The organism is Pseudomonas sp. NPDC090208, assembly GCF_044746785.1.
In the GTDB taxonomy this organism is placed as follows: Bacteria; Pseudomonadota; Gammaproteobacteria; order Pseudomonadales; family Pseudomonadaceae; genus Aquipseudomonas.
Map to the genome: position 1 here is coordinate 323,912 of NZ_JBIVCU010000001.1, position 25,823 is coordinate 349,734.

Genomic DNA, 25,823 nt, shown 5'->3' on the forward strand with positions numbered 1-25,823 from the left:
TCCGTCGATTCGTCATCCACGACCGGCTACGCTCGTGTAGCCCGTGAACTCATTCACTACGAAACCGGTCTGACAGGCAGTATTCAGTCGCCACACACGCTAAACTGTGCGCGTTTTTTATTCCCCATCCTTCGGAGCTATCCATGTCCCGCGTTACCCTGAGTCGCTATCTGATTGAGCAGACCCGCAGCAATAACACCCCTGCCGATCTGCGCTTCCTTATCGAAGTGGTGGCGCGTGCGTGCAAGGAAATCAGCCACGCGGTATCCAAAGGCGCCCTGGGCGGCGTCCTCGGCAGCATGGGTACCGAGAACGTGCAAGGCGAAGTGCAGAAGAAGCTGGACGTGATGTCCAACGAAATCCTGCTGGAAGCCAACGAATGGGGCGGTCACCTGGCCGGCATGGCGTCCGAGGAAATGGACAATGCCTACCAGATCCCCGGCAAATACCCAAAAGGCGCCTACTTGCTGGTATTCGACCCGCTGGACGGCTCGTCGAACATCGACATCAACGCCCCGGTCGGCACCATCTTCTCGGTACTGCGTTGCCCGAACGAATACCTGAGCCAGAACGAAGCGCTGAACGAAAAGGCCTTCCTGCAGCCAGGCAGCAAACAAGTCGCCGCCGGTTATGCCATCTATGGCCCGCAGACCATGCTGATTCTGACCCTGGGCGACGGCGTCAAAGGCTTCACCCTGGACCGTGAAATGGGCAGCTTCGTGCTGACCCACGAAGACATCCAGATCCCGGCGTCCACCCAGGAATTCGCCATCAACATGTCCAACCAGCGTCACTGGGAAGCCCCGGTGCAGCGCTACGTCAGCGAGCTGCTGGCCGGCGAAGAAGGCCCGCTGAAGAAGAACTACAACATGCGCTGGGTTGCCGCGATGGTCGCCGACGTACACCGCATCCTGACCCGTGGCGGTCTGTTCATGTACCCGCGCGATGCCCGCGAGCCTTCCAAGCCAGGCAAGTTGCGCCTGATGTACGAAGCCAACCCGATGTCGTTCCTGGTCGAACAGGCCGGCGGCGCGTCCACTGACGGCCATCAGCGCATCCTCGACATCCAGCCGGAAGGCCTTCACCAGCGCGTTGCGGTGTTCCTCGGCTCGAAGGAAGAAGTGGAACGCGCCACCGCGTATCACAAGGAATGACGCCATGAGCGCGCCCTGGCTGCCTCTGCTGGAGTGGTGGTTCGGCTCTGCCGAATCGCCCAGCGAGATAGCCAGGGCAAAAAACGCGCTCTGGTTTGGCAAGAAGAAATCCCAGGACACCGATGCGGCCCACCGCTTCGGTGGTCTGGTGGAACAGGCGCTCAAGGGCGGCCTGTCCGACTGGACCTCAACCCCGCAAGGCTGGCTCGCGCTGGTGCTGTTGCTCGATCAACTGCCGCGCATGATCTTTCGCGATACCCCCGATGCCTTCGCCGGCGACAGCCGCGCCCAGACACTGGTCAAGCACGGCCTCAAGCTGCACCGCGACCAGGCCCTCACTCCGATCCAGCGCACGTTCATCTATCTGGTGCTGGAACACAGCGAAAACCTCGCCGATCAGGACGAAGCCATCCAGCGCTTCGCCGCCCTGCTCCCGCTACTGCCTGCCACCGACCGCGACTATTTCAAGCAGAACCTGGACTACGCCAGAAAACATCAGGTGGTGATCAAACGCTTCGGCCGCTTTCCCCATCGCAATGAGGTACTGGGCAGGGAATCCACGGATGAGGAAATCGAGTTTCTGAAGGAGCGCGGGTCGAGATTTTGATGCCGCAGGGTCTAATTTGTCTGTGGGCACCGGCTTTTCTGTAGGAGCTGGCTTGTCCTGCGAGCGGCGGGGAACCCGTCGTAAAACCTGCGCACGCGTTCTATCTGTCACACCGCATTCATCGGATTTACGACTGCTGCGCAGCCGCTCGCAGGACAAGCCAGCTCCTACAGACAAACCAGCGCCTACAAAATCGAGCGCAACGCCTACAGAGCAAGGATGTTGTTCTTGCCCTACGGAACCAGACCCCGCCTTTCTCTTCTAAGCTTTCGGCATTACGTCAGCGAAGTGCGCTGCAACGTTGCCTCCCTTCGATTCAGGAGCTTCATCATGTCTTTGCGCTCTCTCGCCCTGTTGTCGGTCTGCGTGCTGCTCGCCGCCTGCAACAAGATCAATCAGGAAAACTACTCGAAAATCACTTCGGGCATGCCCAAGGCGGAGGTCGAGAAGCTGCTCGGCAGCCCGACCGAATGCTCCGGCGCGCTGGGTGTGTCGAGTTGTACCTGGGGCGATCAGAAGACCTTTATCAGCGTGCAGTACGCCGGTGACCGGGTCGTGCTGTTTTCGGGGCAGGGGCTGAAATGAATACCCGCCGGGTCGTGCGCAGTATCGCGATCGCAACGGCGGCTTTGTGGCTGGCCGGCTGCGCGACGCCGGAAGGCGATTCCATGGCGCCGCGAACGGTTGATCATGTCGACCTGAAACGCTATCAGGGCACCTGGTATGAGCTGGCGCGGCTGCCGATGTTTTTCCAGCGCAACTGCGCGCAGTCCGAAGCCCATTACAAGCTCAAGGATGACGGCAACATCGCTGTGACCAACCGCTGCCGCACGCAGGACGGTCAATGGGAACAGGCCACCGGCACCGCATCGCCGCAGGTCGAAGGCAAGACCGACAAGCTGTGGGTGGTGTTCGACAACTGGTTCTCGAAACTCGCGCCCGGCGTCGCCAAAGGCAACTACTGGGTGCTGTACATCAGCGACGATTACAAGCAGGCGCTGGTCGGCAACCCCAACCGCAAGTACCTGTGGCTACTGTCGCGCACCGCTCATGTCCCCGAATCGGTGCGCAACGAGATGCTGATGAAGGCGCAGCAGCAGGGGTATGACACCACCCGGCTGATCTGGCGGGTGGAGGATGCGAAGATGCCGAAGCCGCAGGATTGAACTTGTAGGAGTGAGCTTGCTCGCGATGGCGCGGCGTCAGTCACCGAATGTTTGACTGGATGACTGCTATCGCGAGCAAGCTCACTCCTACAGGAGATTGCATTTCACATCGGCGCTCGGGCTGCCTGTCAGCCCTTAACCCAACAACTCCCGCAGCACCCGCGCGAACGCCTGACGGCTTTCCTCTTCATCAGCATGTCGGCCATCGCGGATCACCCAGCGGCCGTTGACCATCACCTCACGCACCTGACGGTCACCACCGGCAAACAGCCAACGGTTGAGAATCGCATCACCCGAGGCGGTCGCCAGGTACGGATCGTTGCCGTCGAGCACCAGCCAGTCCGCACGTTTACCGACCTCCAGCGCACCGACCGGCTGCCCCATGGCTTGAGCGCCACCGATCAGCGCGGCGTCGTACAGCGTGCGACCGACCATCGGCTGATCGGCCCGATACAGACGGTTGCGCCGCTGATCGCGCAGGCGCTGGCCGTACTCCAGCCAGCGCAGCTCCTCGACCACGCTCAACGACACATGGCTGTCCGAGCCGATCCCCCAACGCCCCCCCTGAGCGATGTAATCCACCGCCGGGAAGATGCCGTCACCCAGGTTCGCTTCGGTGGTCAGACACAGCCCCGCCACGGCGCCGCTGCGGGCCATCGATGCTACTTCGTCAACTTCGGCGTGGGTCGCGTGGACCAGGCACCAGCGCTGATCGACGTCGACGTTTTCATACAGCCATTGCAGCGGACGGCGGCCGCTCCAGCTCAGGCAGTCATCGACTTCCTTCTGCTGCTCGGCAATGTGGATATGTACCGGGCATTGCTTGTCGCTGGCCGCCAGCACCGCGTCGATCTGTTGCGGCGTGACCGCACGCAGCGAGTGGAAACACAGACCGAGCGCTTGCGCCGGCTGTTCGGCGATGACCGGCGCCAGACGCGCCTGCAAGTCCAGATAACTGTCAGTGCTGTGGATAAAACGCCGCTGGCCTTCGTTCGGTGTCAGACCGCCAAAACCCGAGTGGCTGTAGAGCACCGGCAGCAGAGTCATGCCGATCCCCACCGAACGCGCGGCCTGACTGACTTGCAGCGCCAGTTCTGCCGGATTGGCGTACGGCTTGCCGGTGTTGTCCTGATGCACATAGTGGAATTCGGCCACCGAGGTAAAGCCGCCCTTGAGCATCTCGATATACAGCTGCCGGGCAATCACACCCAGTTGCTCCGGGCTGATCTGACCGACCAGGCGGTACATCAGGTCGCGCCACGTCCAGAAACTGTCGTTGGGATTGCCTGCCACCTCGGCCAGGCCGGCCATGGCGCGCTGGAATGCGTGAGAGTGCAGATTGGGCATGCCCGGCACGACCGGACCGTTGATCCGCTCGGCGCCTTGGGCATCGGAATCACTCAGAACGCTGGTCAAAAAACCATCGACACCGACCTCGAAACGCACGTTATTGGCCCAGCCGCCAGGCAATAACGCTCGTTCGGCAAAGAAAACGGACATTGCTCTGCACCCCTCGCGTGAAATTGTCTATACATATACAGACGTTTGCTCGCCCGGTAAACTGCGACAAGCTTGTCGTCCATCACGTTAATGGTTAGCGTGTCGCCATTCGCCGCCGCCATTGGCTTTCGACGCTACGTCATCACGACTTTTGTCATAACAAGGATTTCTCTGTGCCGACTCCGCCTGCCCCTACGCCGCTGGCCGCCCAGATGGGTGACAGTCCGGCGCCGCTGTACGCCAGGGTGAAGCAAATGATCACCCAGCAGATCCAGAACGGAACCTGGCCGCCGCACCACCGCGTGCCGTCGGAAAGCGAACTGGTGACCCAACTGGGTTTCAGCCGCATGACCATCAACCGCGCCCTGCGCGAGATGACCGCCGAAGGTCTGCTGGTGCGCATGCAAGGTGTCGGCACTTTCGTCGCCGAACCCAAGACCCAGTCCGCGCTGTTTGAAGTCCACAACATCGCCGACGAAATCGCCTCCCGCGGTCACACCCACACCTGCCAGGTGATCACTCTGCGCGAGGAAGCCGCCGGCTCCGAACGCGCGCTGGCACTGGACATGCGCGAGGGCCAACGGGTGTTTCATTCGCTGATCGTGCATTTCGAGAACGGCATCCCGGTGCAAATCGAAGACCGCTTCGTCAACGCGCTGGTCGCGCCGGATTACCTGCAACAGGACTTCACCAAACAGACGCCGTACGCCTATCTCAACCAGGTGGCGCCGCTGACCGAAGGCGAGCACGTCGTGGAAGCCATTCTGGCCGAGCCGGAAGAGTGCAAGCTGCTGCAGATCGAAAAAGGCGAGCCGTGTCTGCTGGTGCGCCGTCGTACCTGGTCGGGGCGCCAGCCGGTGACCGCCGCCCGCCTGATTCACCCCGGTTCCCGTCACCGCCTGGAAGGACGCTTCACCAAATGACCCGACTGACTGCTCTGCGAGCCGCCGACTACCCGCGCATGCCCTGGAAAAACGGTGGCGGCAGCACCGAAGAAATCACCCGCGATGCCGGCGAAGGCCTGGACGGTTTCGGCTGGCGCCTGTCGATCGCCGATATCGGCGAATCCGGCGGCTTTTCGGTGTTCTCCGGTTATCTGCGGATCATCACGGTGCTGCAAGGTGCGGGCATGACCCTGACCATCGACGGCAAGGAAAGCGAGCCGTTGTTGCCGTCCGATCCATTCGCTTTCAGTGGCGGCAGCCATGTGTCATGCCGCCTGCTGGACGGACCGATTCGCGACTTCAACCTGATCTACGCACCGACCCGCTATCGCGCGCGCCTGCAATGGATCGATGTGCTGCAACCGCAGCGTTTCTTCAGTTCGGCCAATGTATTCCTGCTGTTCAGCGCCGCGGAGCAGATGGCAGCCAACGTCGGCGATCACCCGCCGCAATTGCTTGAACGCCATGATTGCCTGCAACTGGACAATCCTGACGGCTCGCTGGTGGAGGTGGTGCTGTATGCGCCACGCGCCAGCCGTTGCTGTGTGATTGAGCTGACGGCCGTCTGATCCACGCCACACCGCATCAACCTGTGGGGGCCGGCTTGCTGGCGAAAGCGTCAGACCGGCGACATCCGTGTCGATTGGCACGCCGGGTTCGCCAGCAAGCCGGCTCCTACGAAAAGCCCCCCGTTACCTGTGTTAACGTGCGCTCTTTCCGCCGGACACAGGGACGCTCATGCCGACGCTCGACACCAACCGCCAAAGCCCCAGAGCCCTCGCCATCCTTGCCAGCTTCCTCGCTTCGGAATCCGCTGGCGGCATCGTGCTGATGGGCGCTGCACTGGCCGCGATCATCGTCGCCAACTCGCCTATGGCCCCGTTCTATTTCGCCGGATTGCACAGTGTCTGGGCCGGGCTCTCGGTCGAGTTGTGGATCAACGACGGCCTGATGGCGGTGTTCTTCCTGATGGTCGGCCTTGAGATCAAACGCGAAGTGCTGGCTGGCGGACTGGCAACCTGGGGCCAGCGTGCCCTGCCCGGCTTTGCGGCGGCGGGTGGCATGCTGGTGCCGGCGCTGATCTATGTCGCCATCAACGCGGGCAACCCCGAAACCCTCAGCGGTTGGGCCATTCCGGCGGCCACCGATATCGCCTTCGCCCTCGGCGTGCTGTCGCTGCTGGGCAAGCGCGTGCCGACCTCGCTGAAAGTCTTTCTCGCCGCGCTGGCGATCCTTGATGACCTCGGTGCGGTGACCATCATCGCGCTGTTCTACAGCAGCGGCCTGAACCTGCCGATGCTCGGCGCATCGTTTGCCACCCTGGCCGTGCTGGTCATCATGAATCGCATGGGCGTGCAGCGCCTGCTGCCGTATCTGCTGCTTGGCGGGCTGTTGTGGTTCTTCGTCCTGCAATCGGGCGTGCATGCCACCCTCGCCGGCGTTGCGCTGGCGTTGTGCATTCCCCTGGGCACACGTCAGGAAGAAGCGCGCTCGCCTTTGTTGCTGCTGGAAGAAAAGCTGCATTACTGGGTCGCCTTCGCCGTGGTGCCGGTGTTCGGTTTTGCCAACGCCGGGGTGTCGCTGTCCGGCATCACCCTGGGCAATCTGGTCGATCCGGTGCCGCTGGGTGTTGCGCTGGGGCTGTTCGTCGGCAAGCAGATCGGCGTGTTCCTCGCCGCTACCCTGGCGATCCGCGCGGGGTTGGCGACCTTGCCGGAAGGCAGCAACTGGACGCAGTTGTACGGCGTCGCCCTGCTCTGTGGCATCGGCTTCACCATGAGCCTGTTCATCGGCAACCTGGCCTTTCCCGGCGCCGCACATCTGATCGACGAAGTGAAAGTCGGCGTGTTGATGGGCTCGATTCTGTCGGCAATCGCCGGTGTCTGGCTGTTGCGCAGCCGCTTGAGCCAGCACCGTTAGACGGCGACGCAACAAATACGTCTCCGTGCGTCGTAACTGTATGTTTCCCTGCCGCGCCGACAGCTATCCTCATCTGCAAATCGGAGAAAATAACCGGGCATGCCGACCACGGTGACAGCCCGGAGCCAACGCAGCGCGGCTGCGTGCGGGAGCGCAGTGGATGAACAAGAAACCGGAAACCCCCGAACAAGACGTACAAATCATCGCCGGCGAGTATGTGCTGGGCACGCTCTCGGACAGCCAGCGCGCGGAAGTCCAGCAACGCCTGGCCCATGACCCGGCGTTGCGCAAGGCTGTCGATGGCTGGCAATCGCGACTGCTGGCCCTGACCGACATGGCCGAACCCGCCCCCTCGTCCGCCGGCTTGTGGCGTCGTATCGAACGTAGCCTGGGCGATCTGTCGCAAGGCGCCAAAAGCAGCACGCGCAGTCGCCGTCCGTCGTCACGCAAATGGAACGGCCTGGTGTTCTGGCGTCGGCTGGCGGTGGTGTCGGTGATCGCCGCGCTGTTGCTCGGTACGCAACTGGCAACGCAAGTCACCCCGACTGCCGCCCCGGCATGGATGGCCGTGTTGAGTACGCCGCAGGACAAGACGCCGGGCTGGGTGATCCAGGCGATCGGCGCCAATGAAATTCAGCTGATCCCCTTGGGCAGCACATCGATCCCCGAAGACAGCACCCTGCAGTTCTGGACCGAAAGCAGCAACGGGCAAGGCCTGGTCTCGCTGGGTCGGGTCAAATCCGGAGCGGTGCTGAAAGTGCCGCTGCGCACCCTGCCGCCATTGCAGCCCAATCAGCTGTTCGAGCTGACCCTGGAGAAGGCAGCCGGTATTCCGGCCAGCAAACCCAGCGGCCCGATCCAGTTCATTGGCCGAGCGGTGAAGGTGATTTGATACCGCCGAGCATTAACGGGCCAGTGATTGACCTGTGGGAGGGAGCCCTGCTCGCGAAGGCGCCGGAACAGACACAGCCGTTTTGAATGACATGCCGCTTTCGCGAGCAGGGCTCCCTCCCACAACACTGCTCGACCGATCAAACGAGCTGTCAAAACGAAGTGAACAAGGCCCGACCATGGCCTACCAACGCAGCACCCGCGGCCCCAGCACCGCGCCGATCAACGTGGACAGCAGCAACCCCAGCAGATACCAGACGCCCCAGAACGGAATCGCCATCTCCGGGCAATGCAGGCAATAGGCGATGGTCGACAGCGACCCCGCCAGCAGACCACCACAGGCACCGGCTAGACGCAAACGGGTCGGGGCCATGCCGCGCAAGGCCCAAAACACCGAGATAAAGCCGGGAATCGCCAGCAGCGCGATATTGAATGCGCAGACGCGCCAGGTCTTGCCGAAGATCATCGCCACCCGTGTGTCCGGCGCAGCCTGAGCCAAGGCGTACAAGCCAGCCAGCCAGACCGCCGCCACTCCGACCACTACCAGCCAGCGCCCGCCCCCCGCACTCATGCCGGGCCGGGCCAGTCGCGTAACCATCCACAGCGCACCGACGCCCAGACACAACGGCAACGCGATCTTGCCCCAGAACAACGGCGTCTGGGCCACGCTCGCCAGGTCGGGACGGGCGCCGAAAATCGCCAGTACCATCAGCAGCGAGCCCAGCGCGCCCAGCACCACGGCGACACCGAAACGCCGCGCCGGCATGCGCGGATCCACCGGCGCCACACCGTCAGCAAGAAGGGAAATCAGGTCATCGGTTTTCATCGCGTACCTCGTATGCGTGCCGCCAGCGCCTTGAGGCCGCGGTGCACGCCAATCTTGACCGCCGACTCGGACAGTCCCGTCACTTTTGCAGCCTCCGTCACCGACAATCCTTCGAGCTTCACATGCAGGATCGGCAAGCGCTGGCGGTCCGGCAGCTCGTCCAGCAGCTTGCCCAGATCACGGCTGGCCTGGGCAGGCTCCAGCTCGGGCTCGGCGAACAGCTCGGCGGTGTCGTCCAGCGAGTCGTTAAATGCATCGCCCCGCGAGCGCGCACGGAAAAAGTCGCTCACCTTATATCGAGCAATGGCAAACACCCAGGCTGTCAGCGGTTGGTCGGAGCGGTAGGTGTGCCGGCCATTGTGAATCGCCAGTAACACTTCCTGGAGCAAGTCCTCGATTTCGCCGGGCTGGCGTTGCAGGCGCGCCCGCAGAAAGCCGCGCAGATGGCTGCTCAGTTCGCTCAGAAAAGTCCGGTAGGCACGCTCGTCACCTGTCTGCCCCGCCAAAAACAGCGATTGCAGGTGCATCTCCCGGCTGCGCAGTGCCGCATTGTGCGCAGCGTGATCAGTAGTTCGGTCCATCGCTCGCCCTGGTTACATCTGCGGTGAAATATTCTTATAAGGCCCACGCTCTGCGCGGGTTATCGCCTGCGCAGTAGATGCCAAACGCCGCCGCCAGACAATTCAACTTTCTGTTACCTATTGCACCGCCGTGGGGCGCGCGCACCCAAAAGTAACAATTTCCTTCGCCACGTAACGCCCCTTCACACCAGGCCAACAGCTTCGTCCGACATTCCAGCCCAGAGCCTGCAAGGCCTCCCCGTCTTTTGCAGCACAAAAATCCGAGTTGGCCTCTCGGTTGCATATGCTTGTATGTACAAGTAAATATGAGTATGCAAGAGTGTACTCGCTGCACCGGTATCGACTACCGGACGCGACACCCGATTTGCCCAACCCATATTCCGCCTGTTCGACGCAGGCACCGTCAGCCCAGTGCCTGGGCCGGATTGATCATCGAGGATTGTGACGTGACGACTGACAACAAAACCCCCGCTCAGCAATGGACCAAACGCCGTGACGTGGAAATCCGCGCCGCCCGTGGCACGCAACTGACCGCCAAAAGCTGGCTGACCGAAGCGCCGCTGCGCATGCTGATGAACAACCTCGACCCGGAAGTCGCCGAGAACCCGAACGAGCTGGTGGTGTATGGCGGTATCGGTCGCGCCGCTCGCAACTGGGAGTGCTACGACAAGATCGTCGAGAGCCTCACCCACCTGAACGAAGACGAAACCCTGCTAGTGCAGTCCGGCAAGCCGGTAGGCGTGTTCAAGACCCACAGCAACGCGCCGCGCGTGCTGATCGCCAACTCCAACCTGGTGCCGCACTGGGCCAACTGGGAACACTTCAACGAACTGGACGCCAAAGGCCTGGCCATGTACGGCCAGATGACCGCCGGCAGCTGGATCTACATCGGCAGCCAGGGCATCGTCCAGGGCACCTACGAAACCTTCGTCGAAGCCGGTCGCCAGCACTACGACGGCAACCTGAAAGGCCGTTGGGTCCTGACCGCAGGCCTGGGCGGCATGGGTGGCGCTCAACCTCTGGCCGCAACCCTGGCCGGCGCCTGCTCGCTGAACATCGAATGCCAGCAGAGCCGCATCGATTTCCGCCTGAAAAGCCGTTACGTCGACGAGCAGGCCACTGACCTCGACGACGCGCTGGTGCGCATCGCCAAATACACCGCCGAAGGCAAGGCGATCTCCGTCGCTCTGCTGGGTAACGCCGCTGAAATCCTGCCGGAACTGGTACGCCGTGGCGTGCGCCCGGACATGGTCACCGACCAGACCAGCGCCCACGACCCGCTCAACGGCTACCTGCCAAAAGGCTGGACCTGGGAACAGTACCGCGACCGCGCCATCACCGAGCCTGCTGCCGTGGTCAAGGCCGCCAAGCAATCGATGGCCGAACACGTCGAAGCCATGCTGGCGTTCCAGAAACAAGGCGTGCCGACCTTCGACTACGGCAACAACATCCGTCAGATGGCCAAGGAAGAAGGCGTGAGCAACGCGTTCGATTTCCCGGGCTTCGTGCCGGCTTACATCCGTCCGCTGTTCTGCCGTGGCATCGGTCCGTTCCGCTGGGCCGCGCTGTCGGGCAACGCTGAAGACATCTACAAGACCGACGCCAAGGTCAAGGAACTGATCCCGGACGACGCCCACCTGCACAACTGGCTGGACATGGCCCGCGAGCGCATCAGCTTCCAGGGTCTGCCGGCGCGTATCTGCTGGGTCGGTCTGGGCCAGCGCGCCAAGCTGGGTCTGGCGTTCAACGAAATGGTCCGTCGCGGCGAGCTGTCGGCGCCGGTGGTGATCGGCCGTGATCACCTGGACTCCGGCTCGGTATCCAGCCCGAACCGTGAAACCGAATCGATGCAGGACGGTTCCGACGCCGTGTCCGACTGGCCGCTGCTCAACGCCCTGCTCAACACCGCCAGCGGCGCGACCTGGGTTTCGCTGCACCACGGTGGTGGCGTCGGCATGGGCTTCTCGCAGCACTCCGGCATGGTGATCGTCTGCGACGGCACCGACGAAGCGGCCGAGCGCATCGCCCGCGTCCTGCACAACGACCCGGCTACCGGCGTGATGCGTCATGCCGACGCCGGTTACCAGATCGCGATTGATTGCGCCAAAGAGCAGGGTCTGAACCTGCCGATGATCAATAACTAAAAAGCGTTTTCCCTGTAGGAGTGAGCTTGCTCGCGATGCGTCAGGTCAGGTGTTACAGCCGGGACTGACACACCGCATCGCGAGCAAGCGAAGGCCTACAAGGGTCACCTATCTGCCGCTCATTCGCTTTAGGGGAATATTCGCAATGGCTGTTCCAGATGATCGTGCTGCACATGCTTCCGTGATCGAAAGGCGTTCGATCGACTACATCCCTGACGCGGAACGACATGGCAGTCTGTTCAGTCAATTCACCCTGTGGCTGGGTGCCAACCTGCAGATCACCGCAATCGTCACCGGGGCGCTGGCCGTGGTGCTGGGCGGCGATGTGTTCTGGTCGTTGATCGGCCTGTTCGTCGGTCAGTTGCTCGGCGGTGGCGTCATGGCGCTGCACGCAGCGCAAGGGCCGAAACTGGGCCTTCCGCAGATGATTTCCAGCCGGGTGCAGTTCGGTGTCTACGGGGCAGTAATCCCGTTGGTGCTGGTGTGCCTGATGTACATCGGCTTTTCCGCCAGCGGCTCGTTGCTGGCCGGGCAGGCCGTCGCTCAACTGATCCAGGTTCCCGACTGGCAAGGCATCGTGATCTTCGCCGCCGCCATCGTCATCCTGACCATCTTCGGCTACCGGGTGATCCACATGATCGGCCGGGTTGCCAGCGTTATCGGCGTTGTCGCCTTCATCTACCTGTTCGGCGCACTGCTGGCGGGTAACGATGTCGGTGCGCTGCTGGGCAACAAACACTTCTCGCTGAGCAGCTTCCTGCTGGCGATTTCCCTGTCGGCGTCGTGGCAGATCGCCTTCGGCCCGTACGTCGCCGACTATTCGCGCTACCTGCCGCGCAGCACCTCGGCCCGCAGCACGTTCTGGGCCGTGGGCCTGGGCGCGGTCATCGGCGCGCAGGTATCGATGGTGTTCGGCGTGTTCGCCGCCGCACTGGCCGGCAAGAACTTCGCCCACCACGAAGTGCAGTTCATCGTCAGCCTGGGCGGCACCGGCATCGTCGCCGCGCTGCTGTACTTCAGCATCGCCTTCGGCAAAGTCACCGTGACCACCCTCAACGCCTACGGCAGCTTCATGTCGATTGCCACCATCGTCAGCGGCTTCCGTGGCAACCGCCACATTTCCAGCGCCCTGCGCCTGACCTACATCTTCGCCATGGTCGGCATCGCCACCGCCCTGGCGCTGGCCGGCAAGGACTCGTTCCTCAAGGACTTCTCCGCGTTCATCCTGTTCCTGCTGGCGTTCTTCACGCCATGGAGCGCGATCAACCTGGTGGACTTCTACTGCATCACCAAAGAGCGCTATGACATCCCTGCGCTGTCCGATCCCGAAGGCCGCTACGGCCGCTGGAACTGGATCGGCATCACCATCTACGTGATCGGCGTGCTGATTCAGATGCCGTTCATTTCCACCCACTTCTACACCGGCCCCCTGGTGGCCGCGCTGGACGACACCGACGTCTCTTGGATCATCGGTCTGGTGGTGCCTGCCGCGCTGTATTACTGGGCCGCCAAACAGTGGCCCGGCAAGATTGCCGAGCGCCTGATCCTGCCGACCGAGCAAGGCCCTGCGGCAACCGAACGTACTGTTGCACCTGCGCGAGCGGCGGTGAACTGACCGAGCGTCATGCACGTCTCTTAAGCTGAAAGGAGCGGGACGGGGCCGCAGCGCCCCGCCCACAGGCTGGATGCCACGTTGCTTTTCTTACTGCCGTAATCCAACTCAAGACCAGGAGCACCACAATGAAAACGAAAAAGGCCCTGCTATCCACGTTGCTGGCCGCCGGCGTACTCGCCAGCGGCGCCAGTCAGGCAGCGGGATGGTGTGAGTCCGGCAAGCCGGTGAAATTCGCCGGGCTGAACTGGGAAAGCGCGATGCTGCTGACCGACGTGCTGCAAGTCGTTTTGAACAAGGGTTATGGCTGCGAAACCGACAGCCTGCCAGGCAACTCCATCACCATGGAAAACGCCTTGGGCACCAACGATATTCAAGTCTTCGCCGAGGAATGGGTAGGCCGCAGCGAAGTGTGGAACAAGGCTGAAGCGGCCGGCAAAGTGGTCGGCGTCGGCGCACCGGTCAAGGGCGCGGTGGAAGGCTGGTACGTGCCACGCTACGTGATCGAAGGCGATGCCAAGCGCAAGCTGGAAGCCAAGGCACCGGACCTGAAGTCCATCGCCGATCTGGGCAAATACTCGGCCCTGTTCAAGGATGCCGAAGAGCCGAACAAAGGCCGTTTCTACAACTGTCCGGCTGGCTGGACCTGCGAGCTGGAAAACAGCGAAATGCTGAAGAGCTACGGCCTCGAAGACAAGTTCACCAACTTCCGTCCGGGCACCGGCCCTGCGCTGGATGCCGCGATCCTGTCGAGCTACAAGCGTGGCGAGCCGATCCTGGCCTACTACTGGTCGCCGACGCCGCTGATGGGTCAGGTCGACATGGTGCGCCTGGAAGAAAAAGCCGGTGTGAACAAGACCATCGACATCAAGGTCGGCCTGTCCAAGACCTTCCACGAACAGGCCCCTGAACTGGTGGCGGTCATGGAAAAGGTCAACATCCCGATCGACCTGCTCAACCAGAACCTCGCGCGCATGACCAAGGACCGCATCGAATCGCCGAAACTGGCGAAGATCTTCCTCAAGGAGCACCCTGAAGTCTGGCACCAGTGGGTCAGCGAAGACGCGGCCAAAAAGGTTGATGCTTCGTTGTAAGGCTTTGATCCGGGTGCGGCATCACTTGTCGGCACACGCGACCTTGTAGGAGTGAGCTTGCTCGCGATGACATCAGCACATTCAACATCGTTTGGCGGCTGAAAGAACGCTATCGCGAGCAAGCTCACTCCTACAGGGAAAAGGCACCACCTACTTGATCGAGAAAAACCTTATGTTCCCCGAAAGCTTCACGTTCTCCATCGCCGACTGGGTCAACGACTGGGTCGACAAACTGGTCACCAACTACGGCGACGTGTTCCGGCACATCTCCGACACGCTGCTGTGGGCCATCGTCAAACTCGAAGGCCTGCTGCGCATCGCGCCATGGTGGGTGTTGCTGGCGATTGTCGGCATCATCGCCTGGCACTCGACCCGCAAGATCGCCACCACCGCCGTGATCGTCGGTCTGCTGTTTCTCGTCGGTGCCGTGGGCCTGTGGGACAAGCTGATGCAGACCCTGGCGCTGATGCTGGTCGCCACCTTCATTTCGGTGCTGATCGGCGTGCCGCTGGGCATTCTTTCGGCCCGCAGCAACCGCCTGCGTTCGGTGCTGATGCCGCTGCTCGACATCATGCAGACCATGCCCAGCTTCGTGTACCTGATTCCGGTGCTGATGCTGTTCGGCCTGGGCAAGGTGCCGGCGATCTTCGCCACCGTGATCTACGCCGCGCCACCGCTGATCCGTCTGACCGATCTGGGCATCCGTCAGGTCGACGGCGAGGTCATGGAAGCGATCAACGCCTTCGGCGCCAACCGCTGGCAGCAGCTGTTCGGCGTGCAATTGCCGCTGGCCCTGCCGAGCATCATGGCCGGCATCAACCAGACCACCATGATGGCCCTGTCGATGGTGGTGATCGCCTCGATGATCGGCGCCCGTGGCCTGGGCGAAGACGTGCTGGTAGGCATTCAGACCCTCAACGTCGGACGCGGCCTGGAAGCGGGTCTGGCCATCGTCATCCTCGCGGTCGTGATCGATCGCATCACGCAGGCCTATGGCCGCCCACGGCATGAGGCGAGCAAATGATGAGCGTCGAACCGAATAAAATCGTCGTCAAAAACGTCTACAAGATCTTCGGCGGTCGTGCCGAAGAAGCCCTGAGCATGGTCAAGCAGAAGCAGACCAAGGACCAGGTGCTGGCGCAGACCGGCTGCGTGGTCGGGGTCAACGACCTGTCGCTGTCCATCGGCAGCGGCGAAATCTTCGTCATCATGGGCCTGTCGGGTTCCGGCAAATCGACCCTGGTGCGCCACTTCAACCGCCTGATCGACCCGACCAGCGGCGAGATTCTGGTCGATGGCGAAAACATCCTGACCTACGACATGGAAGCCCTGCGCAACTTCCGTCGGCGCAAGATCAGCATGGTGTTCCAGAGCTTCGGCCTGCTGCCGCACAAGACCGTGATCGAAAACGTCGCCTACGGCCTGGCGATTCGCGGCGAAAGCAAGGCGCAATGCGCCGAGCGCGCCCAGCACTGGATCAACACCGTGGGCCTGAAGGGCTACGAGAAGAAGTACCCGCACCAACTGTCGGGCGGCATGCGTCAACGTGTCGGTCTGGCCCGCGCCCTGGCGGCGGACACCGACATCATCCTCATGGACGAAGCCTTCAGCGCCCTCGACCCGCTGATCCGCGCCGAGATGCAGGACCAGTTGCTGGAACTGCAGGCCACGCTGCACAAAACCATCGTGTTCATCACCCACGACCTCGACGAAGCCGTACGCATCGGCAACCGCATCGCCATCCTCAAGGACGGCCGCCTGATCCAGGTCGGAACACCGAAAGAAATCCTCTACTCGCCTGCCGACGAATACGTCGATCGCTTCGTGCAGCGGCGCGTGGCGACACTTTAAGCAAGGACACCCGCAGTCATGTCGCGAGCAGAACAGATCATCATCGGCGAGGCCCCGGTCACCTGGCAGGACGTGGTCGCCGTGGCCCGTCACGGCGCCACCATGAGCCTGTCGGAAAACGCCTGGGCGCGCATCGACAACGCCCAGGGCATCGTCCAGCGCATCGTCGCCAGCGGTGAGCGCGCCTATGGCGTGAACACCGGCCTCGGCGCACTGTGCAACGTGTCGTTGCAGGACGAACAGCTGAGCCGGCTGTCGCGTAACACCCTGCTCAGCCACGCCTGCGGTGTCGGCCCGGCACTGCCCGACGAACAGACCCGGGCGATCATCTGCGCCGCGATCATCAACTACACCCAAGGCAAGTCCGGCATTCACCGGCAGGTGGTGCAGGCGCTGCTGAACCTGCTCAATCACCGCATCACGCCGCAAGTGCCGTCCCAGGGTTCGGTGGGCTATCTGACCCACATGGCCCACGTCGGCGTGGCGCTGCTCGGCGTCGGTCAGGTGAGCTATCGCGGACAGACCCTGTCAGCCTTGCAAGCCTTGAGCGAAGAAGGTCTGGCCCCGGTTGAACTGGGTGCCAAGGATGGCCTGTGTCTGGTCAACGGCACGCCATGCATGACCGGCCTCAGCTGCCTGGCCATCGCCGACGTCAGCCGCCTGATGCAGTGGGCCGACGTGATCAGCGCCATGACCTTCGAGGGCCTGCGCGGTCAGCTCGACGCCTTCGACGAAACCATCATCGCGCTCAAACCGCACCCCGGCATGCAGCAGGTGGGCAAGAACCTGCGCGGCCTGCTGGCGGGCAGCGAAGTGCTGGCCAACAGTCAGGGTATCCGCACCCAGGACGCCTTGAGCATCCGCTCGATTCCGCAGGTCCACGGCGCCACCCGCGACCAGTTGGCCCACGCTACCCGGCAGATCGAAACCGAACTCAACTCGGCCACCGACAACCCGCTGCTGCTGGGCACGCCGGACGCCTGGCGCGTGGTGTCCCAAGCCAACCCCCACGGCCAGTCCGTGGCGCTGGCGGCGGACCTGCTGGCGATTGCCATGGCCGAGCTGGGCTCGATTGCCGAACGCCGTCTGGACCGTCTGATCAACCCGACCGTCAGCGGCCTGCCAGCGTTTCTTGTCAGCCAGCCGGGGGTCAACTCCGGGATGATGATCGTCCAGTACGTCGCCGCGTCGCTGTGCGCCGAAAACCGCCAGTTGGCGCAACCGGCGGTTGTCGACAACTACGTGACCTCCGGCCTGCAGGAAGACCACCTGAGCATGGGCACCAGCGCCGCGCTCAAGCTGCACAAGGTACTGGAGAACGTCACGCAGATTCTCGCCATCGAGTACCTGCTGGCCGCCCAGGCTTTCGAATTCTTCAAGGGACCGCGCTTCGGCGTCGGCACCGAGGCCGCGTGGCGACTGCTGCGTGAGCGCGTGCCGGCCTATGACGAAGACCGCTGGCTGGCCCCGGACATCGCCAGCAGCGTGACCCTGCTGAAGAATGAAGAGTGCCTGGAAACCGTATTTCAGGTCTGCCGCGACTACGCGGCCGACCCGCTCAACAACCGTCGTAACTCAAGCGCCACAAGCGCCGGACCGGCAGGAGCCAGTCCCGAGAAGACGACCGATATCAACGAAGGAGTAGCATCGTGACCGACACCCAAAAGGCGACCCCGCTGAACCTGATCCCCGGCCAGTTGACCCTGGCGCAATTGCGCGCGATCTATCAGCAACCCGTGCAGTTGACGCTGGATGCCAGCGCCGACCGGCAGATCGAAGACAGCGTGGCCTGCGTCGAGCAGATCCTCGCCGAGAACCGCACGGCGTACGGCATCAACACCGGTTTCGGCCTGCTGGCCTCGACCCGCATCGCCAGCGCCGACCTGGAAAACCTGCAGCGCTCGCTGGTGCTGTCCCACGCTGCCGGCGTCGGCCAGCCGCTGGACGACGATCTGGTCCGGCTGATCATGGTGCTCAAGGTCAACAGCCTGAGCCGTGGCTTCTCCGGTATCCGCCGCCAGGTGATCGACGCGCTGATCGCGCTGGTCAACGCCGAGGTGTATCCGCACATTCCGCTGAAAGGTTCGGTCGGTGCCTCCGGCGACCTCGCGCCGCTGGCGCACATGTCGCTGGTGCTGCTGGGCGAAGGCAAGGCCCGTCACAAAGGCCAGTGGCTCAACGCCGTGGAAGCGCTGGCGGTGGCCGGCCTGACGCCGCTGACCCTGGCTGCCAAGGAAGGCCTGGCGCTGCTCAACGGCACTCAGGTGTCGACCGCCTATGCCCTGCGCGGCCTGTTTGAAGGTGAAGACCTGTTCGCCGGTGCCTTGAGCTGCGGTGCGCTGACCGTCGAAGCCGTGCTCGGCTCGCGTTCGCCGTTCGATGCGCGGATTCATGCCGCACGTGGTCAGCGCGGCCAGATCGACGCCGCTGCGGCGTACCGCGATCTGCTGGGTGACGGTAGCGAAGTCTCCGAATCCCATCGCGACTGCGACAAGGTTCAGGACCCCTACTCGCTGCGCTGCCAGCCGCAGGTCATGGGCGCCTGCCTGACCCAGCTGCGTCAGGCTGCCGAGGTGCTGGCCGTCGAGTCCAACGCGGTGTCCGACAACCCGCTGGTGTTCGCCGCCGAAGGCGAAGTGATTTCCGGTGGCAACTTCCACGCCGAGCCGGTGGCCATGGCCGCTGACAACATCGCTCTGGCGATTGCCGAAATCGGCTCGCTGAGCGAGCGCCGCATCTCGCTGATGATGGACAAGCACATGTCGCAATTGCCGCCGTTCCTGGTGGCCAATGGCGGCGTCAACTCCGGCTTCATGATCGCCCAGGTGACCGCTGCAGCACTGGCCAGCGAGAACAAGGCTTTGGCCCATCCGCACAGCGTCGACAGCCTGCCGACCTCGGCCAACCAGGAAGACCACGTGTCGATGGCCCCGGCCGCCGGCAAGCGCCTTTGGGAAATGGCTGAAAACACCCGTGGCGTGCTGGCTGTAGAATGGCTGGCTGCGTGTCAGGGGCTGGACCTGCGCAATGGTCTGAAGACCTCGGAAAAACTGGAAATTGCCCGCACTACCCTGCGCGGCAAGGTCCCGTTCTACGAAAAAGACCGCTTCTTCGCCCCTGACATCGAGGCCGCCACCGGGCTGCTGGCTTCCAACTGCCTGAGCCAACTGGTGTCTGCTGACCTGCTGCCGAGCTTCTGATCGGGGACAGGCCAGCGGACGGCCTGTCATTGAAATGAATGCGGAATGCATCACCCCCGTAGGAGTGAGCTTGCTCGCGATCGCGATCTGTCTGAAACGGATATGTCGACTGACACTACGCAATCGCGAGCAAGCTCACTCCTACAGGTGTTCGGAGCCGAACCCGCAAACATTTCAGAGCAAAAGAAAGACTAGGAAAGTGAGATGACACCGCAAAACGCAACACAGTTGAAACGCGGGCTCAGCGCCCGCCACATTCGTTTCATGGCCCTGGGTTCGGCCATCGGCACCGGGCTGTTCTACGGCTCGGCTTCGGCGATCAAGCTGGCCGGCCCTGCCGTGCTGCTGGTCTACCTGATTGCCGGTGCCGTGGTGTACATGGTCATGCGCGCGCTCGGCGAAATGGCCGTGCGCCATCCGGTGGCCGGCTCGTTCAGCGAGTACGCCCGCATGTACCTGGGTCCGCTGGCCGGTTTCGTCGTCGGCTGGACCTACGCTTTCGAGATGATCATCGTCGGGATGGCCGACGTCACCGCATTCGGCATTTACATGGGTTTCTGGTTTCCCGAAGTACCCCGCTGGATCTGGGTGCTCGGCATCGTATTCCTGATCGGCGCGCTGAATCTGTGCAACGTCAAGGCGTTTGGCGAAACCGAATTCTGGCTGTCGCTGCTCAAGGTCGGCGCCATCGTCACCATGATCATTGCCGGCGCCGGCATTCTGATGTTCGGCATCGGTTACGTACCGGGTGAAACCGTCAGCAGCGTCAGCAACCTGTGGACCCAGGGCGGCTTCATGCCCAACGGCATCGGCGGGCTGGTCGCCGCGCTGGCCGTGGTGATGTTCGCCTTTGGCGGCATCGAAATCATCGGCATCACCGCCGGCGAAGCGAAAGACCCGGAGCGCGTGATCCCCCGTGCGATCAACGCCGTGCCACTGCGCATCCTGCTGTTCTACGTGCTGACCCTGTTCGTGCTGATGTCGCTGTACCCGTGGCAGCAGATCGGCAGCCAGGGCAGCCCGTTCGTGCAGATCTTCGACAAGCTGGGCATCCCTTCCGCCGCGGCCATTCTCAATATCGTGGTGATCTCCGCAGCGGTGTCGGCGATCAACAGCGACATCTTCGGCGCCGGGCGCATGCTGTTCGGTCTGGCCCAACAAGGCCAGGCGCCCAAAAGCTTCGCCAGGCTGTCGTCTGCGGGCGTGCCGTGGATGACCGTGCTGGTGATGGCCGCCGCCCTGCTCTGCGGCGTGGTGCTCAACTACCTGATTCCGGAAAACGTGTTCCTGCTGATCGCCGCCATCGCCACCTTCGCCACGGTGTGGGTGTGGCTGATGATCCAGCTGACCCAGATCGCCATGCGCCGCTCGATGAGCGCCGACGAAGTCGCGCAACTGAAATTCCCCGTGCCGTTCTGGCCCGTCGCCCCGATCGCCGCCACGGCGTTCATGGTGTTCGTGTTCGCCGTGCTCGGTTACGTCGAGGACACCCGCCCCGCGCTGATCGTCGGCGTGGTGTGGATTGCGTTGCTGGTGATCGCTTATCGGCTGTGGGTGAAGCCTAAACAAAACATGGTCGAAAGCGGATCAAATGGCTGAGGCCATTCTGTGGGAGCCGGCTTGCTGGCGAAAGCGTTGGGTCAGCACCTTTTTCTTTGCTGACACACCGCAGTTCGCCAGCAAGCCGGCTCCCACAGACACTCGCTCTCCATGCCATGGCAGATCATCTGAATGACCAGCATCCACAGAATTTACCTTGCTCACTGGAGGCACTGATGAAAACGCTCTGGCATAACTGCCACGCCGCAACCATGACCCACGGCACGTACTCGATCATCGAAGACGCCGCCATCGTCACCGAAGGCGCGCACATTGCCTGGATCGGCCCTCGCGGCGAGTTGCCGGATCAGCCTGATGCCCAGCGCGTCGACCTGAACGGCGCCTGGGTCACGCCAGGGCTGATCGATTGCCACACTCACACCGTGTTCGGTGGCAATCGCAGCAGCGAATTCGAACAGCGCCTGCAAGGCGTCAGTTATGCCGAAATTGCCGCCGCCGGCGGCGGTATCGCCAGCACCGTGCGCGCCACCCGCGCGGCCAGCGAAGAACAGCTTTTCGCCAGCGCCGAACAGCGTCTGCTGCACCTGCTCAAGGACGGCGTGACCACCGTGGAGATCAAGTCCGGCTACGGTCTGGACCTGACCAACGAACGCAAGATGCTGCGGGTCGCCCGCCAGCTCGGCGAGAAACTGCCGGTCACCGTGCGCAGCACCTGCCTGGCTGCCCATGCCCTGCCGCCGGAATACAAGGATCGATCCGACGATTACATCGGCCACATCTGCACCGAGATGCTGCCGGCGCTGGCCGAAGAGAAACTGGTTGATGCGGTCGACGCCTTCTGCGAGTACCTGGCGTTTTCGCCGGAGCAGGTCGAGCAGGTATTTATCAAGGCCCGGGAACTGCGCCTGCCGGTGAAGCTGCACGCCGAGCAACTGTCGTCGCTGCACGGCTCCAGCCTGGCCGCGCGCTATCAGGCGCTGTCGGCGGACCACCTGGAGTTCATGACCGAAGAAGACGCCATCGCCATGGCCGAGTCCGGCACCGTCGCCGTGCTGCTGCCGGGGGCGTTCTACTTTCTGCGTGAAACCCAGTTGCCGCCCATGGACGCCCTGCGCAAACACGGCGTGAAGATCGCCATCGCCACCGACCTCAACCCCGGCACCTCGCCGGGCCTGTCGCTGCGCCTGATGTTGAACATGGCCTGCACGCTGTTCCGCATGACCCCGGAAGAAGCCTTGGCCGGCGCGACGATTCATGCCGCCCAGGCACTGGGGTTGGCCGACAGCCACGGTTCGCTGGAAGTCGGCAAGGTCGCCGACTTCGTGGCCTGGAACATCGAACGACCTGCCGACCTCAGCTACTGGATGGGTGGCAACCTGGACAAACGCGTCGTGCGTCACGGCGCAGAAAGCCATTTCTAATCGGGAGAACAACGTGGACAAGGTTCTGAGCTTCACTCGCGGTCGCGTGCCGCTGCTGATCAGCATGCCGCACCCCGGCCTGCAACTGACCCCGGTCGTACGCGAAGGGCTGGTGGACGACGCCGTCGGCCTGCCGGACACCGACTGGCACATCCCGCGCCTGTACGACTTCGCCCACGACCTGGGTGCCAGCGTGCTGGCCGCCGAGTATTCGCGCTTCGTCATCGACCTCAATCGACCGTCCGACGACAAGCCGCTGTATGCCGGCGCCACCACCGGGCTGTATCCATCGACGCTGTTCGAAGGCGATCCGCTGTTCAAGGCCGGTCTGGAACCGAACAAGGAAGAGCGCGCCAGCTATCTGGAGAAAATCTGGACGCCGTACCACGACACGCTGCGCAACGAGCTGGAGCGCCTGCGCGATGAGTTCGGCTACGCCCTGCTGTTCGACGCCCACTCGATTCGCGGCCATATCCCGCATCTGTTCGACGGTCGTCTGCCGGACTTCAACCTCGGCACCTTCAACGGCGCCAGCTGCGATGAAAGCCTGGCCAAACGCCTGGAGGCCACCTGCGCCGCTGCCAGCGACTACAGCCATGTGCTCAACGGACGCTTCAAGGGCGGCCACATCACTCGCCATTACGGCGCTCCGGCCGAGCACATCCACGCCGTGCAACTGGAGCTGGCGCAGAGCACCTACATGGAAGAGTTCGCGCCGTTCAACTACCGCGCCGACCTGGCCGAACCGACGCGCGAGGTGCTGAAGGCAGTGCTGCAGGGCATGATCGATTGGGGTCGGGAAACCTACGGCAAGTAATCGACAGACCACCGGCCTGCTTCGGGCCGAAGGCCGTGGGAGCCGGCTTGCTGGCGAAGGCATTGGGTCAATTGCTACTGCAGCGTCTGACCTGACACATTCGCCAGCAAGCCGGCTCCCACAAGTGTCCCATGCACCGTGCAGCGCCCTTACTTGCGCAACAACCGCAACCCGTTGAACACCACCAGCAGACTCACGCCCATGTCGGCGAACACCGCCATCCACATGGTCGCCATGCCCGCAAAGGTCACCGCCAGAAAGATCGCCTTGATCACCAGCGCCAGGGCAATGTTCTGCCTGAGCACCGCCGCCGTGTCGCGAGACAGGCGGATGAACGCCGGGATCTTGCGCAAGTCGTCATCCATCAGCGCCACATCGGCGGTTTCGATGGCCGTGTCAGTGCCGGCAGCCGCCATGGCAAAGCCGATCTCCGCTCGCGCCAGCGCCGGTGCGTCGTTGATACCGTCACCGACCATGCCGACCCGGTGCTGCTGTGCGTACAGCGTCTCGATGGCTTGCAGCTTGTCCGACGGCAGCAGATTGCCCTGCGCCTGATCGATCCCTACTTGCGTGGCAATGGCCTGAGCGGTGTGCGGGTTATCGCCGGTCAGCATCAGGGTTTTCACCCCCATCGCATGCAACTGCGCGATCGCTTCGCGGCTGCTCTCCTTGACCGTGTCGGCCACGGCGAACAACGCCAGCGGGCCAGAGCCATCGAACAGCAGAACGACGGTTTTGCCCTGGCTTTCCAGCGCTTCCAACCGGGTTTCCAGTTGCGGCGAACACAGCCCGGATTCGTGTAACAGGCGGTGATTGCCCAAGTGGTACAAACGGCCTTCGACCTCGCCTTTCACTCCCAGCCCACCCAGCGCGGCAAAAGCCTCGACCGCCAGCGTGGGTTGATCGACGGCAGCCTTGGCAATCGCTTGGGAAACCGGGTGATCGGAACGTCCGGCCAGACTCGCGGAAATCACCAGCGCGCGTTCGCCCAGCGTCTCGTCGAGCAGCACGTAATCGGTCTGCACCGGCTTGCCGTGGGTCAGGGTGCCGGTCTTGTCCAGCGCCAGGTAATCGAGCTTGTGGCCCATTTCCAGATAAACGCCACCCTTGACCAGAATGCCCTTGCGCGCCGCTGCGGCCAGTCCGCTGACGATGCTCACCGGGGTGGAAATCACCAGCGCACACGGGCACGCCACCACCAGCAGCACCAGCGCGCGGTAGATCCAGTCGAACCAGACTGCGCCCATGAACAGCGGCGGAATCACCGCCACCGCCAGCGCCAGCACAAACACCGCCGGGGTGTAGACCTTCGAGAAGCTGTCGACGAAACGCTGAGTCGGCGCCCGCGCGCCTTGCGCCGCTTCCACCGCATGAATGATCCGCGCCAGCGTCGAATTGTTCGCCGCTGCGGTGACCTTGTACTCCAGCGAGCCGGCCTGGTTGATGGTGCCGGCGAACAGCTTGTCGCCCACGGACTTCTCCACCGGCAGACTCTCGCCGGTGATCGGCGCCTGATCGACACTGGACTGACCGGCCAGCACCTCACCGTCCAGCGCGATACGCTCGCCGGGACGCACGCGCACGACGCTGCCCAGCGCCACCTTGGCCACCTCAATGTCGCGCCACTCGCCGTCCTGCTGAACAGTGGCGGTTTCCGGGGTCAGTTGCATGAGACCGCTGATGGCATTGCGTGCGCGGTCCAGCGAGCGCGCTTCGATCAGTTCGGCGACGGTGAACAGAAACATCACCATCGCCGCTTCCGGCCATTGCCCGATCAACACCGCGCCGGTCACGGCAATGCTCATCAGCGCGTTGATGTTGAGGTTGCGGTTTTTCAGGGCAATCCAGCCCTTCTTGTAGGTGGTCAGGCCGCAACTGGTGATCGAGATCAGCGCAATCAACGCCACCACCCAGTTCGGTGCGGCGCTGGTGAAATGCACGACTTCTGCCGCCACGGCGGTGACACCGGACAACGCCAGCGGCCACCAGGCCTTCTTCGCCGGTGCCGAGGTCGCTGGCTGAGCCTGCGCGCCTTCGTTCATTGGCTCAGCCTGCATCCCCAACGAACCGATGGCCTCGCGGATCGGCTCGGTCGATGGCAGTTCGTGCCAGACCCCCAGCACGCGGTTGATCAGGTTGAACTCCAGCTTCTGAATGCCGGACATCTTGCCGAGCTTGTTCTGAATCAGCGTCTGCTCGGTCGGGCAGTCCATGGCTTCGATGCGGAAACGGCTCAGTTGCGCCGTGTCGCTGGCAACGCTGCCCACGGTCACCACGGCAGGCGCGCTGTCGTGGGAGCAGCAGGAATGAGCGCCGTGGTCATGCTTGCCGACAGGGGTGAATTTCACGGGCCCGTGATCATGGGAGCCGTGCTTGTGGGAAGCATGGTCATGGCCGGCATGATCGTGGCCGGCATGGTCCTGCGGGGAATGTCTGTGTACAGAGTCACTCATCGCTTGAGTCTCTTGGTGTGCTTGTTGCCAAGTGAACACCCTGTAGCCACTATAGGGTCAAGCCTCAAAAACGAGATCGGAT

22 protein-coding genes are annotated in these 25,823 nt (G+C 62.9%); 18 read left to right on the forward strand and 4 right to left on the reverse strand.

The genetic code is table 11. The annotated features are described in order from the left end of the window. The first annotated feature begins 143 nt into the window (after nucleotides 1-143). The 4 genes from ACIPL0_RS01315 (at nucleotide 144) to ACIPL0_RS01330 (ending at nucleotide 2,927) form a co-directional block, all read left to right on the forward strand. The gene (locus ACIPL0_RS01315) at nucleotides 144-1,154 is read left to right on the forward strand and encodes a class 1 fructose-bisphosphatase (RefSeq protein ID WP_400594540.1); all 1,011 of its coding nucleotides are present in this window, start codon (nucleotides 144-146) and stop codon (nucleotides 1,152-1,154) included. Between the two features lie 4 nt (nucleotides 1,155-1,158). Beyond that, nucleotides 1,159-1,761 (forward strand): DUF924 family protein, encoded by a 603-nt coding sequence (locus tag ACIPL0_RS01320; protein WP_400594537.1) that lies wholly within the window; start codon nucleotides 1,159-1,161, stop codon nucleotides 1,759-1,761. Between the two features lie 330 nt (nucleotides 1,762-2,091). Then, nucleotides 2,092-2,346, forward strand: coding sequence for an outer membrane protein assembly factor BamE (bamE, locus tag ACIPL0_RS01325; RefSeq protein ID WP_400594534.1), 255 nt, complete (start codon nucleotides 2,092-2,094; stop codon nucleotides 2,344-2,346). After that, nucleotides 2,343-2,927: a lipocalin family protein gene (locus ACIPL0_RS01330; protein ID WP_400594531.1), complete on the forward strand. Its 585-nt coding sequence runs from the start codon at nucleotides 2,343-2,345 to the stop codon at nucleotides 2,925-2,927. Before bamE ends, ACIPL0_RS01330 begins: the two co-directional genes overlap by 4 nt. Before the next feature lie 135 nt (nucleotides 2,928-3,062). Here ACIPL0_RS01330 and ACIPL0_RS01335 read toward each other — a convergent pair whose 3' ends face one another. Continuing rightward, entirely contained in the window at nucleotides 3,063-4,427 is a 1,365-nt protein-coding gene (locus ACIPL0_RS01335) for a formimidoylglutamate deiminase (RefSeq protein ID WP_400594528.1), read from the reverse strand. Nucleotides 4,428-4,639: 212 nt separating this feature from the next. Here ACIPL0_RS01335 and hutC point away from each other — a divergent pair, with 212 nt between their 5' ends. From hutC to ACIPL0_RS01355, 4 genes are all read left to right on the forward strand, one after another. Next, a complete protein-coding gene (hutC, locus tag ACIPL0_RS01340; RefSeq protein ID WP_400595177.1) occupies nucleotides 4,640-5,350 on the forward strand; it encodes a histidine utilization repressor in 711 nt (236 codons plus the stop codon). Continuing rightward, nucleotides 5,347-5,940, forward strand: a complete 594-nt coding sequence (locus tag ACIPL0_RS01345) for a HutD family protein (RefSeq protein WP_400594522.1) — start codon at nucleotides 5,347-5,349, stop codon at nucleotides 5,938-5,940. Before hutC ends, ACIPL0_RS01345 begins: the two co-directional genes overlap by 4 nt. Nucleotides 5,941-6,109: 169 nt before the next feature. Continuing rightward, nucleotides 6,110-7,291, forward strand: coding sequence for a Na+/H+ antiporter NhaA (gene nhaA, locus ACIPL0_RS01350; RefSeq protein WP_400594519.1), 1,182 nt, complete (start codon nucleotides 6,110-6,112; stop codon nucleotides 7,289-7,291). A 160-nt stretch (nucleotides 7,292-7,451) separates the two neighbouring features. Then, on the forward strand, nucleotides 7,452-8,183 hold the full coding sequence (locus ACIPL0_RS01355; protein WP_400594517.1) for an anti-sigma factor domain-containing protein: 732 nt from the start codon (nucleotides 7,452-7,454) through the stop codon (nucleotides 8,181-8,183). Between the two features lie 183 nt (nucleotides 8,184-8,366). Here ACIPL0_RS01355 and ACIPL0_RS01360 read toward each other — a convergent pair whose 3' ends face one another. Beyond that, nucleotides 8,367-9,008, reverse strand: coding sequence for a DUF1109 domain-containing protein (locus ACIPL0_RS01360; RefSeq protein ID WP_400594515.1), 642 nt, complete (start codon nucleotides 9,006-9,008; stop codon nucleotides 8,367-8,369). After that, the gene (locus tag ACIPL0_RS01365; protein WP_400594512.1) at nucleotides 9,005-9,589 is read right to left on the reverse strand and encodes a sigma-70 family RNA polymerase sigma factor; all 585 of its coding nucleotides are present in this window, start codon (nucleotides 9,587-9,589) and stop codon (nucleotides 9,005-9,007) included. The genes ACIPL0_RS01360 and ACIPL0_RS01365 overlap by 4 nt, the downstream gene beginning before the upstream one ends. A gap of 446 nt (nucleotides 9,590-10,035) precedes the next feature. On the opposite strand from ACIPL0_RS01365, the gene hutU reads away from it, so the two are divergent. From hutU to hutG, 10 genes are all read left to right on the forward strand, one after another. Beyond that, nucleotides 10,036-11,733 carry a urocanate hydratase gene (gene hutU / locus ACIPL0_RS01370; RefSeq protein WP_400594509.1) on the forward strand — a complete coding sequence of 566 codons (1,698 nt, stop codon included), beginning with the start codon at nucleotides 10,036-10,038 and terminating at the stop codon, nucleotides 11,731-11,733. 145 nt (nucleotides 11,734-11,878) lie between these two features. Continuing rightward, a complete protein-coding gene (locus ACIPL0_RS01375) occupies nucleotides 11,879-13,348 on the forward strand; it encodes a purine-cytosine permease family protein (RefSeq protein ID WP_400594507.1) in 1,470 nt (489 codons plus the stop codon). A 125-nt stretch (nucleotides 13,349-13,473) separates the two neighbouring features. Then, a complete protein-coding gene (locus tag ACIPL0_RS01380) occupies nucleotides 13,474-14,439 on the forward strand; it encodes an ABC transporter substrate-binding protein (RefSeq protein ID WP_400594504.1) in 966 nt (321 codons plus the stop codon). A gap of 172 nt (nucleotides 14,440-14,611) precedes the next feature. Then, on the forward strand, nucleotides 14,612-15,463 hold the full coding sequence (locus ACIPL0_RS01385) for an ABC transporter permease (protein ID WP_400594501.1): 852 nt from the start codon (nucleotides 14,612-14,614) through the stop codon (nucleotides 15,461-15,463). Beyond that, nucleotides 15,460-16,290, forward strand: coding sequence for a glycine betaine/L-proline ABC transporter ATP-binding protein (locus ACIPL0_RS01390; RefSeq protein WP_400594498.1), 831 nt, complete (start codon nucleotides 15,460-15,462; stop codon nucleotides 16,288-16,290). Before ACIPL0_RS01385 ends, ACIPL0_RS01390 begins: the two co-directional genes overlap by 4 nt. A gap of 18 nt (nucleotides 16,291-16,308) precedes the next feature. After that, nucleotides 16,309-17,943, forward strand: coding sequence for a histidine ammonia-lyase (gene hutH, locus ACIPL0_RS01395; protein ID WP_400594495.1), 1,635 nt, complete (start codon nucleotides 16,309-16,311; stop codon nucleotides 17,941-17,943). Beyond that, entirely contained in the window at nucleotides 17,940-19,490 is a 1,551-nt protein-coding gene (hutH, locus tag ACIPL0_RS01400; RefSeq protein WP_400594492.1) for a histidine ammonia-lyase, read from the forward strand. Before hutH (ACIPL0_RS01395) ends, hutH (ACIPL0_RS01400) begins: the two co-directional genes overlap by 4 nt. 204 nt (nucleotides 19,491-19,694) lie before the next feature. Next, nucleotides 19,695-21,089, forward strand: a complete 1,395-nt coding sequence (locus ACIPL0_RS01405; RefSeq protein WP_400594489.1) for an amino acid permease — start codon at nucleotides 19,695-19,697, stop codon at nucleotides 21,087-21,089. 176 nt (nucleotides 21,090-21,265) lie between these two features. Continuing rightward, nucleotides 21,266-22,471 carry an imidazolonepropionase gene (gene hutI / locus ACIPL0_RS01410; RefSeq protein ID WP_400594486.1) on the forward strand — a complete coding sequence of 402 codons (1,206 nt, stop codon included), beginning with the start codon at nucleotides 21,266-21,268 and terminating at the stop codon, nucleotides 22,469-22,471. A gap of 13 nt (nucleotides 22,472-22,484) precedes the next feature. Beyond that, nucleotides 22,485-23,288 carry an N-formylglutamate deformylase gene (hutG, locus tag ACIPL0_RS01415; protein ID WP_400594483.1) on the forward strand — a complete coding sequence of 268 codons (804 nt, stop codon included), beginning with the start codon at nucleotides 22,485-22,487 and terminating at the stop codon, nucleotides 23,286-23,288. Nucleotides 23,289-23,437: 149 nt separating this feature from the next. Here the strand turns inward: hutG and ACIPL0_RS01420 are convergent, their stop codons facing one another. Next, the gene (locus tag ACIPL0_RS01420) at nucleotides 23,438-25,741 is read right to left on the reverse strand and encodes a heavy metal translocating P-type ATPase (RefSeq protein WP_400594480.1); all 2,304 of its coding nucleotides are present in this window, start codon (nucleotides 25,739-25,741) and stop codon (nucleotides 23,438-23,440) included. Nucleotides 25,742-25,823: the final 82 nt, after the last annotated feature.